We start from the raw sequence: 13,711 nt of genomic DNA on the forward strand, positions 1-13,711 counted from the left end.
TTGGTGACTGTTGAAATGTAAATGTTTATGGCAGAAAACTGCATACATTAAAAAAAATCACTCTAAATAAGTTAAAGATTGTAAATTGTTAATGGGGTGTCTTCCTGATTTGAAAAAATATGAGCAAATTTGCATACCTTTTGTAAAAAGGTGTTGTAAAACATATTTAGAAGAATATCCGAATAAAAAAACAATACAAGACAGTATGATGATTAAGAGTCCACTTCAGATTGCACGCGAGAATTATGTGCCAAAAATGCCATCTTCATTAAAAGGAGGCGTTAAAATTGTTGAAGGAAATGTAACTGAGTCGGTAGCCGATCAGGATGATATTAAACGCATTTTCCCTCATACTTATGGAATGCCTGTTTTAAATTTTGAAGCTGGTGAAGAAAAGACTTACGAAGTACAAAATGTAGGTGTTATTTTATCTGGTGGTCAGGCACCAGGTGGTCATAATGTTATTTCAGGACTTTATGACGGATTGAAAAAACTAAATGCTGATAATAAACTATTTGGTTTCCTAGGTGGACCTGGTGGTTTGGTTGACAATCAGTACATTGAACTAACAGCTGATATTGTTGATCACTATAGAAATACTGGTGGTTTTGATATTATTGGTTCTGGTCGTACTAAATTGGAAGAAGAAGCGCAGTACGAGAAAGCATTGGTTAACTGTAAGGAGCTTAACATTACATCATTGGTAATTATTGGTGGAGATGACTCAAATACCAACGCTTGTGTATTAGCTGAATATTATAAGAATAATAATGCTGGAGTTCAGGTAATTGGGGTGCCAAAAACCATTGATGGTGACCTTAAAAATGAGATGATTGAAACTTCATTTGGTTTTGATACAGCTTGTAAGGTTTATAGTGAGTTGATTGGAAATATTCAACGTGATGCTAACTCGGCAAAAAAATACTGGCACTTTATTAAGTTAATGGGGCGCTCAGCTTCTCACATTGCCTTAGAGTGTGCATTGCAAACACAAGCAAATGTTACTATCGTATCGGAAGAAGTAGAAGCAAAGCAACAAACATTGGATGATGTTGTGACTTATATTGCTTCTATTGTTGCCAAGCGTGCAGATAATGGCGATAACTTTGGTACTGTATTGATACCTGAAGGTTTAGTTGAGTTCATTCCAGCAATGAAAAAACTAATTGCTGAGCTTAACGACTTTTTAGCACATAACGAAGATGCAGTTAATGCTCTGGAAGGAAATAAAGAGAAGCGTGAGTTTGTAGCAGGTCGTATATCTGCCGAGTCACGTGAAGTGTTTGTTTCTTTACCAAATTCAATTGCCAACCAATTGATGTTAGATCGTGATCCTCATGGTAATGTTCAGGTTTCTTTAATCGAAACTGAGAAGATGTTGATTGACATGGTGAAAGCTAAATTGAAGAAGATGAAAAAGGCCGGTGAATTTAAAGGTAAGTTCAAAGGACAGCCTCACTTCTTCGGATATGAAGGTCGTTGTGCTGCTCCATCAAACTTTGATGCAGATTATTGCTATTCTTTAGGAAACACTGCATCAATGTTAATTGGTGAAGGTAAAACGGGTTATATGGCCTCTGTTCGTAACCTAACAGCTCCATCTAATGAGTGGATTGCTGGTGGTGTACCAGTTACAATGATGATGAATATGGAAAAGCGTCATGGTGAAATGAAGCCAGTGATTCAAAAGGCACTTGTACTATTAAATGGTGCACCTTTCCAAAAGTTAGTTGAAAATCGCGAAGAGTGGGCAATTAACACTAACTACGTATATCCAGGTCCAATTCAGTATTTCGGACCATCAGAGGTGTGCGACATCACTACAAAGACAATAAAGTACGAAAAAGCGTAATAAAATTGTGATAGTAAAGTCCGTAACTTGCGTTGCGGGCTTTTTTTTATATTTTTGCTCAAACTGTTATTTGAGTATTCAATTTCCTATTTATATCGAATATGTCTAAAATCGTCACACTTTCCGAAGCTGCATCTATAGCATTGCATTCAATGGTATTAATCGCACGCAGTGAAACAAAACTAAATGTTAATCAAATATCTGAAGCCATTGAGAGCTCTAAGCATCATGTGGCTAAAGTTATGCAGCGATTAGCAAAAGAAGATTTTGTATCATCTAATAGAGGACCTAGCGGCGGTTTTGTTTTGAAACAGGAGGCAAGTGAAATTTCACTGTTGATGATTTATGAAGCCATTGAAGGTCGTGTGGCTATTCAATCTTGCCCTGGAGATAAGCGTTCGTGTATTATTGGCGCTTGTATGTTAGGTGATTTATCGCGTAATATGACGAAAGAATTTAAAGAATATATGGAAAGTCACTTTTTAAATGAATACATCTAAAGACTTTCTTTTTTAAGCCATTTGTTATTGTGCTTAATCTTAAGACCTTGCTGGAGTAATAAACGCTCCAGCTTTTTTATGCTTGTAGGTGAAATATAAAGCGAGAGTTGCTTTTGTTTGATACTTTCCTGTTCAAAATAGCTAATGTTTGTTTTGTAATACGTGAGCATGTAAGTGAACTCAATATTAACAATGTTATTAAGGTGGACTGTAAAACGCCTATTCCTAAGCAAGAAATTCCACGACAATAAATGCTTGGTAGTTATACAGATTGCTTTAGCCTTTTTATTGTAGATCAGAGCTAAATATATTAGGTATATGAAAATCCAAATCGATAAATGTACGATAGACCAGGAATGGAAAAGTATTTTAAGTATTGGAAGAGTAGTGAAGTAGATTACTGAAAATAGGATAAATGGAATAGCAATGTGGTTATTGGGGTTTAGCACAATCTGAGGTTTGCTAAAATCTAGCTGTCTAGTAGTGAAATTATTATTGTATTGGTTGTTATGTGGGTTTTTATAGCTTTTGTATAGTTTATTACATGGATCTTGGTTTAAGAGTTGGCACATCTCAAGATATAGTTCAGGCAGCTTTTGACTAAACTCGCATGATGCTTCAAAAAAATGCTCTACCGCAACAGAGAAAAATTCGTGCTGATTGGAGGCTCCGTATGAACGAAAGAAGCGATTCGAATTTTGTCTCATGGCGAGCATTTCTTCAAGTGCTGAGTGTTGAAACTTTTCCCTTATCCGTTGCATATTATAATGGCGTCCTTGCGATAATTGCACTACAAGGTCTAAAGCATGTGCCATTTCATGTAAGCCCAGGTTAATTTTGTCGTTATCAATGGCGTATCCTTGTTCAAAGTACTTCCACGATAAAACAATAAGTCCGGCATGATTCACTTCGCCTCGGTGGTATTGTTTTGTGCTTTTATTGTAATATGCATCATCGTATAAAAGAATGGTTTTAAAGCGACCAAAACCAAAGTTTTGCAAGCCAAATGTTAATTGAATGGCAGAGGCTGATACCAAAGTCTTTTGTCGAAGCGTAATTTCAGACTGCACTGGAGATAGCCATTTACATGTGCGCATAAACTGGATGGTGCGAAGGCTGAATTCAGTTTTTAAGTTCTCAGGTAAATTTTTATAATAGTTGAATTCTTCGGATAAGATGCTGTTCATCTTTTTCCATTCGGGCAGGTGTTTGGCTATACTAAGTTTGAGGTGCTTTGATTGAATAAATTGTATATAAGCTCTGGCAATAGCAATGAGTGCTATTAACATACCAAACAGAAATATCCCAATAATATAAATATGTTCCTTACTCATTCAGCAAGTGGATAGTATGGCAAGCAACAACACCTGCGGTTTCGGTTCTTAAACGACTTGTTCCTAATGAAACAGGGTGATAACCCAACTGTATAGCATCATAAACTTCTTTTTCAGAGAAATCGCCTTCTGGCCCTATGCATAAGGTGCAATCTTGTCCTGCTTGGTAAGCTATTTTGAGTGGCTTTTTATCTGTATCATAGCAATGTGCAATAAAATTATCGTCACATTTATTTTGTTTAAGAAATCGGTCAAATGGGGTTAGTTCATTAATAATTGGCATGTAGGCTTTTAACGATTGCTTCATGGCTGCTACTACCACGCGTTCAATGCGGTCTGTTCTAATTTTTTTTCTCTCTGAATGATGGCTTAATAAGGGAGTTAATTCAGTAATACCTAATTCCATTGCCTTTTCAATCAACCATTCAAAACGGTCAATGCTTTTGGTAGGGACAACAGCTAGGTGTAATTTAAAATCAGGCGCTTTAAAGTGTTTTTTTTCTACAAGTTTTAATTCGCAACGTTTATGGTGAGCGTTGATAATTGTGCAGGTGTAATAATAGCCTTTACCATCGCTAACGGTTATTGTATCTCCGGTTTTATGTCGTAATACGTTCACGCAATGTTTACTCTCATTCTCACTTAAGATACCATTCCCGTTAAAGCCAGGATCGAAAAATAACTCCATATTCAATATTTTGCCACAAAGATAATAAAGGTCGCCTTTTTAAGATGATGCCACAGGTGTTAATGTGTTTGAGTTGGTTTTAATGGGCACCTGTACTGTAAATGTAGAGCCACTTTTAGGTTTCGAAAGTAAGGTAATGTGACCATTCATAAGGCCAACAAGACTTTTGGTGATGGATAATCCCAAGCCTGTTCCACCATGTTTCTTAATTGTCGATTCATCAACTTGTCGAAAGCGATCGAATATTAATTCGCGATCTTTTGGCGATATACCAGGCCCCGTATCTTTAACGCAAAGCTCCAGTTTTTCATCTGGTGTAACTTGGTAGCTTACTTCAACAAATCCCTTATCAGTAAACTTAATAGCATTCGATAATAAGTTGATCAATATTTGATAAATACGTAGGGGATCGGAGTATATTATTTGATTTTTGTTTGTTGAGTCGGTAAACTTTAAGTCTATGTTTTTACCAAGGCTATTGCATAGACTATTGGCAACCTGATGAATTTCATCAAATAGCTCATTTAATATTATCTTTTCTTCCGATATCTTTAGTTCGCCTGATTCAATTTTACTAATATCAATAATGTCATTAATAAGTGAGAGTAGGTTTTCTCCACTACGCTTAATCATGTTTAAGTAATCTTCCTGTTCTGTATTCTTTAGGTTGCCAAAAATTAATAAGTCGGTAAAACCCAAAATAGCATTCATTGGGGTGCGAATCTCATGCGACATATTTGCTAAAAAAGAAGACTTTAAACGATCGCTTTCTTCAGCTTTTTCCTTTGCTTTTTGAAGCTCGTTTTCAAAAGCCTTTTGGTTATGTATATCAAGTATAATACCTGTTATGCGAGTAGGTTCTTGGTTAAAACGTTCTGTAATTTTACCATGAATAGAAAACCAAACTGGTGTTTTGTCCTTTTTTAGTAAACGGGCTTCACATTGGAAAGCATTAGTTTTACCGGTCATATGCAGATTGTAGGCTTCTTTAACTTGCTCAATATCCTGAGGTAGAATGTATTTCTGCCAATTGTTAAGTTTTAAATTAAGTTCATTACTACTATTATAAGATAAAAGGTTGGCAAATTGCTTGTTAACGTATATGTTATTTTGGTCTAAATTAACATCCCACAATCCCTCGTTGGCTCCGTTAATCGCTAATTCAAGCCGTTTTTCGCTATTTATAAAATTAATTTCAACACTTTTTCTCTTAATAATATCACTTACTAGAAGCAAAATGATAAATATGAAAACGATTAAGATGATTAAAATGATAATTAACTCTTTCTTATGCCTTTCAATAAAACTGCCTTGTTTGTTGATGAATAAAAAATTCCCGCTAATATTTTCTGCAGTTAATAAATTGGCGTTTAGCAATTCAAAATCGATAATAGTATGTTGGGGAGGATGATTATGAAAGTTGTTATCTTCTTTAGATATTAACTTCTGTATTAGTTGGGCAGACATGAGACCTTGGTCACTAGCTTTTAGAATTTTACCACCAGTCAATAGCTTCGGCATTAGAAAATCCCAGTTACTATAAATCGGAATTTTAATGCCATCAAAAAAATATCGACTCTCAGCAATCATTTCATTGGGTATGCCATTGTAATTGGTATACAGACTCATTAAATAGATTGCTTTGTTTTTAGTATCTATTTTATTGAGGGCTGCTTTAAGTTTTTCGGGTTGTGTATTGTTAATTATCTGGTACGAATATGGGCGTTGCTTTCGATCGAAAGCAGTAATAAACTGGTTTAAAAAAATATTACCTGATAGTGTTTCATCAGAAACAACAACCACTTCTTCCAACATTGGTTGCAATTCGTATATAAGTTCCAGTGTGCCATCAATATCAATTTGTTCATACACAATGGCGTGTTTTTTAACATCAAGCAGATGTAGTTGTTCATCGATATTGTTTACCCCGCAAAAAACGGCTGGAATATCTCCCCATATTTCGCTACCGTGTTCTAAAAAAAAGTCAAAGGCCCTGTTGTCTGAGCATATAATACCATCAATTGGGTGATGCTTGTATTTTAAAACGTATTGCTTTTTAAGATTGTCAAAATAAGCGTCAGAATGAAACCGTTTACTATCCATGAATTCGCTGAAAATGCGCGTAGTTTCTTCATCCTCAAAATGTTGAACAATGGTATTGTTGATATCTGATGTCCATTTAAAACCATGGTGGTATGAGTTTAGAATAAGAATATCTTTTAACTCATGGGCTTTTGCAGTACAGCTAAATAAATGCAAGGCAATAACCGAGCTGATGTATAAAAGTAAGGTGTATTTTGAATTCATGGATTTGGCAACTATTGTATCATAAAGATAAAGAAACAATTTTAATACACTAATCCTTTGTTCATCTTCACACTAATAGTGTAATAACCCGGGTTCGATTAAAATTAAACAGCACAGATTTTATTAAATGACTGATATACAATATAAATTTTTGAAGCATAGCGAGCTATGGTGATGAAATTTAGAGAAGTAGATCAGTTATTGAATAAAAAGCCTGACTTTCCACTTGTAAACAACTGTTTTCTTCGTCATATTTACTTACCATAGCCCGCCATGCCTTCGAAAAGATTCCTTGAAACCAAATATTTACAAGCGGTCTGAGCTATTAATTTTATGTCGAACTCGGGTTAATAGTAACAAGGGATAATCGTTTAGAAATTCTTAAATATATTATAACTTAGTTGACTATAACCAAATTTAAATAGCATAACTATGAAAATTGTATTATTGAGTTTTGCTTTCATCCTGTTGGCAAGCATAACGCGAGCCCAGGAGTGTAAAGCATTTATCCCTTATGAGAAAGGTACTACAACAGAATTAACAAACTATGACAAGAAAGGGAAAGAGCTTGGTACTGTGCGGCAAGAGCTAATTGATGTTGTGCACAACGGCAATACTTCCTCGTATACAATGCATCAGGTTATTGAAGATGCAAAAGGTAAAAACGAGCCAATGGAAGCTAATTTGACATTTAAGTGTGTTGATGGGGTTTTTTATATGGATATGAGTGGCTATTTGGATCAGCAACAAATGAATGCCTATGAAGGCATGGAAGTTAAGGTGTCGATGAAAGAAATTGATATACCTGCAAGCTACCAAGTGGGGCAAAATTTAAAAGATGGATATGTTAAGGCGGATATTACAGGGTCGCCAATTCCTATGTCTTTTACTGTTAACGTGGTTAATCGTTTGGTTGAAGCTGAGGAAGAGCTTACAACACCTGCTGGTACTTTTAAATGTGTTAAAATCTCTCAGGAGGTTAATACAAAATCCATTATTAATATGACAATTAATACGGTTGAGTGGTATGCCGAAGGTGTTGGTGCTGTGCGTACCGAAACGTATAAGAAAGGCAAGCTGATGGGATATAGTGAGTTAACTAAGTTTACAAAGCCCTAATTAGCCCTATGAACTGATTATTGATCGGATGTGTTGAAAGATGCATCCAATTTTTTTATTTAAACTATCAGCTTTTTGAATACTTTTGTAAAAAAAATACATGGAATACACAAAGGTAGAAGTTCAGGTAATGCCTCCTAATCAGGTTGTTAATGAATTGGTGATTGCTCAAATGGGCGAACTTGGTTTCGATAGTTTTGAAGATGTAGAGACGGGTTTTAATGCCTATATTCCTAGTAAAGAATTTATTGCCGTTAATTTAGATGATATAGTTTGTCCTATAGAGGGTATTGAGCTAAGCTACAAAACGCAAATTATACCCGACGAAAATTGGAATCAGGTATGGGAAGATAATTTCTTTCAGCCAATTACTATAGGAAATGCTTGTGTAATACATAGTTCAAACCATCAGGTAGATAAAAAGTATCAATACGACATAGTTATTAACCCGCGTATGGCTTTTGGATCTGGTCATCACGAAACAACAGGTTTAATTGTTCAGCATATTCTTGATAACGAAATGCGTGATAAGAAAGTGTTGGATATGGGCTGTGGTACAGCTATTCTTGGTATGCTATGCGCCATGAAAGAAGCTAAGCATGTTACAGGTGTTGATATTGACGAATGGGCCTATAACAATGCTTTGGAAAATATTAAGCTTAATAATGTATCAACCATGGATGTGTTACTGGGCGGTGCTGAATTATTAAGTGCGATGAGTTTTGATTTGGTATTAGCCAATATTAACCGTAATATTTTGCTGAACGATATGGTCAAATATGTGCATGTTCTCAGGAAAGGCGGCACAATTGTATTTAGTGGATTTTATACCGAAGACATTTCAATTATTGATCAGGAAGCAAAGAAGCAAGGTTTAACGTTTTTATCTCAAAAAACAGATAACAATTGGGCGGCTGTTGCGTATATAAAGGCCGAGTAAGATAAATAAAAGACTCAACGCAATAGATTAACCTGAATTATATGCTAAAAAGATTACCGGCTTTTTTATTACTAATATGCTGTATTGGTATTGAATGTATTAATGCACAAAGCAAGTTTAGTGGCCAGCCTGAGTTATTTGTTAATGAAATGGAGGAGGTGTTTAAGGGTGGCACCGATAAGAAGGCAGCTAAAGAGTTTATTACTCAGTTGGAGGAGTTTTGGCTCTTGCAAAATGATGAATTAAAGGATGTAATGATGGAGACGTGTATTCAAATGGCACGTAAAAAAGCACGCCCATATCCCGATTATCACACCTATATTACTACCATTCAGTCTTTCGTAAATAGTGAGCATCCGCAAGCCAGTTTTAAGAATTGGCACAATGCTGTCAGCGATTTGTTGGTAAAGCCACGTTATGCCTTACGACACCTTAAGTCTTTTTTAGTCATTAGTAAAAATATGGTCGATAGTAAGGCCATATATACTACGCCTGCTCATAGTTGGTTTGCACACAATAGTAATTTAAGTTACGAATACACAGATAAGGTTTTGAGTGTTAATGTTGGCCAAGGTGATTTAGTTTGTGTATCAAAAAACGACAGTATCGTTGTTTATAATACTTCAGGAGTCTTGTATCCATTAGAAAAAAAGTGGGAGGGTACAAAAGGAAAAGTAACCTGGGAACGATCTGGTTTTGAGAGTTCAATGGTGTATGCTACATTTGGTAAGTATCAATTGCAAATGGATAAGTCAAGTTTTGAGCTTGATAGTGTTGATTTTTATAATCGTCATTATTTCGACTACCCTTTAAAAGGAACTTTAAGTCATAAGGTAATGCAAATAACATCAGCTGGCTCAACCATTTATCCCAAATTTGTTACGAGTGAGCAGCGCTTTAAAATTGATAAAATTCACCCTAATATTGATTATGAGGGTGGTTTTGCTCAAAATGGTGCCAAATTTTTGGGAGCTGGAACTCATGAAAACCCAGCCACAATCACAATTTCTCGTAACGACACCACTTTTATTACTGCCAAATCCTTATATTTTGCCTTGCGTAAAGATCAAATTCTTAGTAACGATACCGAGGTTTCCATTGTGATGAATAGAGGGTTTATTTATCACCCAGGCCTTATTTTTAAGTACATGGCTGACTTGGAGGAAATTCATTTAATACGTAATGGCGAGGGCTTAGCTCTAAGTCCGTACTTTAATACGTTTCATAACATTAGCATGGATGTGGAATTAATCAGGTGGAAATTGGGAGATCAATTTATTGATTTACGCATGCTAACAGGTGCGGCGCAAAATCAGGCCTTTTTTGAGTCATTAAGTTATTTTCGCGAAGAGTTTTATAACCGCTTGCAAGGGATGGATGCTATTCATCCGCTTCAAGGTTTAAGAAACTGCAGTAAATATTACGAAGGGCTACCTTTTACGGCTGTCGAATATGCCAAATACATGGGTTTTCCTTTAAGTCCTGTTCGTCAGCAGATTATTCAGTTGTCGTTTTATGGCTTTATAGGGTATAATGTTAATACCGACGAGATAACCATCCGACAGCGCTTAAGAGATTATCTTGATTTTAGACTTGGAAAAAAGGACTTTGATGTAATTCGCTTTACTTCATTAACAGAAAGTGAAACAGCCAACGCCCGTATCGACCTCCTGAATTTTGATTTGGATTTAAATGGCGTGGAAACCATATCTATATGTGATCATCAGAATGTCGTTTTCTTCCCTCGAAATAAAAAAATCATCCTGAAAGAGAACCGTAATTTTGTATTTAATGGAACCATTAATGCTGGTATGTTAACACTCTCTGGTGATGGTTTTAAGTTTTTGTACGATGATTTCAGAATTGATATGAGTAACATCGACTCACTTAAGATGAAGGTACAATCAGGTGAAAATGATTATTTTGGAATGCCTGTTCTTACCGATGTGGGAAATACTATTTCACAATTATCGGGCTACTTACAAATTGATGAACCAGATAATAAATCTGGTGCGAGAAGCAATCCGCAATATCCGGTAATTAATAGTAAAATTGCTTCGTATGTGTATTTTGACAATAAAGCCATTCAAGGAGGAGCCTACCATAAGGATGAATTCTTTTTTACGCTTGACCCATTTGAAATGGACAGTATAAACACCCTGAAGCGAAATAACTTTGACTTTAGTGGAGAGTTTGAGTCCAATATTTTCCCAACATTCCGTCAGAACCTGACCATACGACCTGATTTTTCCTTAGGTTTTAAACGTCAAACGCCCGAAAATGGATATCCGGTATACGGCGGAAAAGCCAACTTTACTAATACTATTGATATGAGTAATGCTGGCTTAAAAGGTAACGGAAAGCTTGAATATCAAACTAGTGTATCGCACTCAGAAGATTTTACTTTTTTACCAAATATGGTGAAAGGGCAGGTGCATGACTTTACGGTAGGCAAACAAGTTGATAGTCCGCAATATCCAGATGTAACATCGCAATATATTTATGTGGAGTACTTGCCTCAGCAAGAGCAATTTCATGCCACTAGCCAGGAAGAAAACTTTACAATGTACAATAAGGAAGCTCAATTACAAGGTAAGTTAAAAATAACACCTTATGGTATGACAGGAGGTGGTACTTTTTACATGAGTAGAGCAAATATCGTATCGAAAGACATTGATTTTGGCGACCACACAGTATTGGCCGATTCGTCAGATTTTAACTTGACTGGTGCTGAAGTTGAAGGGGTAAGCTTCTCTACAACCAACTTAATATCTAGTATTGATTTTGAAACGCGTCAAGGAACATTCCAGTCACGTAGTGGTGGTAGTAGGGTTGACTTTACCGAAAATAGGTACATTTCTTTCATTAGTGAGTTCTCATGGGATATGGATAAGAATGATATCTATATGGGAGCGAGAGGTTCAAAAGGTAACCGTTTTATATCTACCCATCGCCGACAAGATTCCTTATCGTTTTATGTGCCAATGGCAATGTATGATGTTGAAACGCAAACAATATTTGCTGAGGAAGTTAAAAACATAGAAGTGGGTGATGCCAATTTACTACTAAACGATGGTTTCGTAACTATTCGTGAAGATGCCGCTTTAGATCCTTTGGATAGTGTTCGAATTGTATTGGATAAAGATTCATTGGTAAAGCATAGCTTATACGATGCCCGTGTAAATGTAACGGGTAAATACGCCTATAAAGGTTATGGTAAATATGATTACTATAATGGAGATGGTAAATTACTAACCCTTAACATGCACAATATTGAGTATGGTAAAGATGAGATGACCATTGCCGAAAGTAAAATAGTACCAAAGGACATGTTTACTTTTGATTCTCATTTTGCTTATCAGGGTAAGGCCAAGCTTAGTGCCAAAGAGCAATTGTTATCCTTTGATGGTGGTGTTCAAATGCTACACCGTTGCTCAAGGGGGCCGCAAACATATATTCATTTTGAGGCACCTATAGATCCATCCAATGTAAAAATACCGATAGGAGAAGAGTTGCAAAATCATAAGTATGAGAATATTTATAAAGATTTCTTTATCACTAAAGACAGCACGCATGTATACTCGTCTTTTGTAGAGGATAGAAACGATTATAGCGATATACCAATGATTAATGCCCATGGTTATCTGGTATATAACGATGAAGAAAAGTCATTTGATATTGCTTCGGAAAGTAAGTTAGCTAATCCGGATTCAATAGGAAATCTAATGCGATTCTCAGAAGCGGCCTGTAATATTCAAGGACATGGAAATATTGATTTGGGTGTAGGACTCGATCAGGTAAAAACCAAGTTAAGTGGTTCCATCATTGATGACAGGGATAAGAAAAAAATACTTTTATCAAGCATGATGGGTATCGATTTCTTCTTTGTAAATGAAGCGCAAGATGTGCTATACAGTTCTATTATTCAGTCATCAGCTAAAACATCAAAACTAAGTAAGGAAACATTTGAAACTCGATTGGCTGAATGGCTTGGTAGCAAAGCTAAAGCAACTAAAGCAGAAGCTGAGCGTGGTAAAACAGGAGAAGGACAAGGGATTCCTCTTGAATTACAGCAAATGTTTTTGTTTAGTAATATAGATTTTGAATGGGATACTAAAAAACGTGCATTTGTTGCAGAAGGAACGGCAGATTTAGCCTATATAAAGCAATTTGTGGTGAATAGAGAGGTGGAAGTTTTAGCTGAAATTACACGTAAACGCAGCGGGAATTCAATAGAGATGTATTTGGAGTTTGACGCTGATACCTGGGTGTATTTCGTATACAAGAATAGTATGATGCAAACCTTTTCATCCAATAAAAACTACAATAGTATTGTGCAGGAGCTTAAACCAGAAGAGCGCAAGCAAAAAGTTAGTTTAGGTGAGAAAGGATATACATTTATCATGTCTCCTGAAAGCAAAAAGAAGAAGTTTGTAGCCAAATTTAAAAAGGCAAAAGAGGCTAAGGAGGCAGAAAAAGCTGTTGATGCGGTTGCTTCAGAAGCTGCTCAATAGGTTATATATTATAAAAAAAGCAGCGTATGATTGTTTGATGACATCATACGCTGCTTTGTTGTTTCATTTGGAATAATACCATTTCGATTATGAAATTAACACTCGGTATAATGCCGATCGATTAATGACAGTGTTATACGCAAAGCAAGTTTAACGCTAAGGTCATTAACTAATCGGTATAACTGTTTCAAGTGGTAAATATTTTTTGCAAAGTGCACTTGAAGGTTGGCAAAATGTACTTGAAGGCTGGCGAAATGCACTTAAAAGACGACAAAGTGTAGCGCATAGGGAGATTTGTGTACAGCATAGGCAGCAATGTGCACTTGAAAGGGAACAGAGCCTACTTGAAAGACAGCAAGGCCTACCTGATAGTCAGAAATACGTACTTGTAAGGGATCAATTGTATACTTGCCACTTGAATTAATAAAATATTCCAAATCATATCTGGATCGCATCT

The 13,711-nt window shown here is 35.9% G+C and carries 8 protein-coding genes; 5 read left to right on the forward strand and 3 right to left on the reverse strand.

Annotated elements, in window-relative coordinates:
* The first annotated feature begins 205 nt into the window (after positions 1 to 205).
* Both FNN09_RS10795 and FNN09_RS10800 read left to right on the forward strand, forming a co-directional pair.
* Complete coding sequence (locus FNN09_RS10795; protein ID WP_255434085.1) at positions 206 to 1,852, forward strand: diphosphate--fructose-6-phosphate 1-phosphotransferase; 1,647 nt, start codon at positions 206 to 208, stop codon at positions 1,850 to 1,852.
* A 101-nt stretch (positions 1,853 to 1,953) separates the two neighbouring features.
* On the forward strand, positions 1,954 to 2,352 hold the full coding sequence (locus tag FNN09_RS10800; protein WP_143302351.1) for an Rrf2 family transcriptional regulator: 399 nt from the start codon (positions 1,954 to 1,956) through the stop codon (positions 2,350 to 2,352).
* Here FNN09_RS10800 and FNN09_RS10805 read toward each other — a convergent pair.
* From FNN09_RS10805 to FNN09_RS10815, 3 genes are read right to left on the reverse strand one after another with little or no spacing between them, the layout of a single operon-like run.
* Positions 2,349 to 3,686 carry a zinc-dependent peptidase gene (locus FNN09_RS10805; protein WP_143302353.1) on the reverse strand — a complete coding sequence of 446 codons (1,338 nt, stop codon included), beginning with the start codon at positions 3,684 to 3,686 and terminating at the stop codon, positions 2,349 to 2,351. The genes FNN09_RS10800 and FNN09_RS10805 overlap by 4 nt on opposite strands.
* Positions 3,679 to 4,374: a 16S rRNA (uracil(1498)-N(3))-methyltransferase gene (locus FNN09_RS10810; protein WP_143302355.1), complete on the reverse strand. Its 696-nt coding sequence runs from the start codon at positions 4,372 to 4,374 to the stop codon at positions 3,679 to 3,681. Before FNN09_RS10810 ends, FNN09_RS10805 begins: the two co-directional genes overlap by 8 nt.
* A 39-nt stretch (positions 4,375 to 4,413) precedes the next feature.
* On the reverse strand, positions 4,414 to 6,681 hold the full coding sequence (locus FNN09_RS10815; protein ID WP_143302357.1) for a PAS domain-containing protein: 2,268 nt from the start codon (positions 6,679 to 6,681) through the stop codon (positions 4,414 to 4,416).
* 432 nt (positions 6,682 to 7,113) lie between these two features.
* Here FNN09_RS10815 and FNN09_RS10820 point away from each other — a divergent pair, with 432 nt between their 5' ends.
* The 3 genes from FNN09_RS10820 (at position 7,114) to FNN09_RS10830 (ending at position 13,254) form a co-directional block, all read left to right on the forward strand.
* Positions 7,114 to 7,800, forward strand: a complete 687-nt coding sequence (locus tag FNN09_RS10820; RefSeq protein ID WP_143302359.1) for a hypothetical protein — start codon at positions 7,114 to 7,116, stop codon at positions 7,798 to 7,800.
* A 100-nt stretch (positions 7,801 to 7,900) separates the two neighbouring features.
* Positions 7,901 to 8,740: a 50S ribosomal protein L11 methyltransferase gene (gene prmA, locus FNN09_RS10825; RefSeq protein WP_143302361.1), complete on the forward strand. Its 840-nt coding sequence runs from the start codon at positions 7,901 to 7,903 to the stop codon at positions 8,738 to 8,740.
* A 41-nt stretch (positions 8,741 to 8,781) separates the two neighbouring features.
* Complete coding sequence (locus FNN09_RS10830; protein ID WP_143302363.1) at positions 8,782 to 13,254, forward strand: hypothetical protein; 4,473 nt, start codon at positions 8,782 to 8,784, stop codon at positions 13,252 to 13,254.
* The last annotated feature ends 457 nt before the right edge of the window (positions 13,255 to 13,711 follow it).

Source organism: Carboxylicivirga sp. M1479, assembly GCF_007097485.1.
Taxonomy (GTDB): Bacteria; Bacteroidota; Bacteroidia; order Bacteroidales; family Marinilabiliaceae; genus Carboxylicivirga.

Excerpts from the sequence above, each read along its gene's own strand:
- FNN09_RS10810 (WP_143302355.1), bottom strand. The coding sequence starts at position 4,374 with ATGGAGTTATTTTTCGATCCTGGCTTTAACGGGAATGGTATCTTAAGT.
- FNN09_RS10815 (WP_143302357.1), bottom strand. The coding sequence starts at position 6,681 with ATGAATTCAAAATACACCTTACTTTTATACATCAGCTCGGTTATTGCC.
- FNN09_RS10820 (WP_143302359.1), top strand. The coding sequence starts at position 7,114 with ATGAAAATTGTATTATTGAGTTTTGCTTTCATCCTGTTGGCAAGCATA.
- prmA (WP_143302361.1), top strand. The coding sequence starts at position 7,901 with ATGGAATACACAAAGGTAGAAGTTCAGGTAATGCCTCCTAATCAGGTT.
- FNN09_RS10805 (WP_143302353.1), bottom strand. The coding sequence starts at position 3,686 with ATGAGTAAGGAACATATTTATATTATTGGGATATTTCTGTTTGGTATG.
- FNN09_RS10795 (WP_255434085.1), top strand. The coding sequence starts at position 206 with ATGATGATTAAGAGTCCACTTCAGATTGCACGCGAGAATTATGTGCCA.
- FNN09_RS10800 (WP_143302351.1), top strand. The coding sequence starts at position 1,954 with ATGTCTAAAATCGTCACACTTTCCGAAGCTGCATCTATAGCATTGCAT.
- FNN09_RS10830 (WP_143302363.1), top strand. The coding sequence starts at position 8,782 with ATGCTAAAAAGATTACCGGCTTTTTTATTACTAATATGCTGTATTGGT.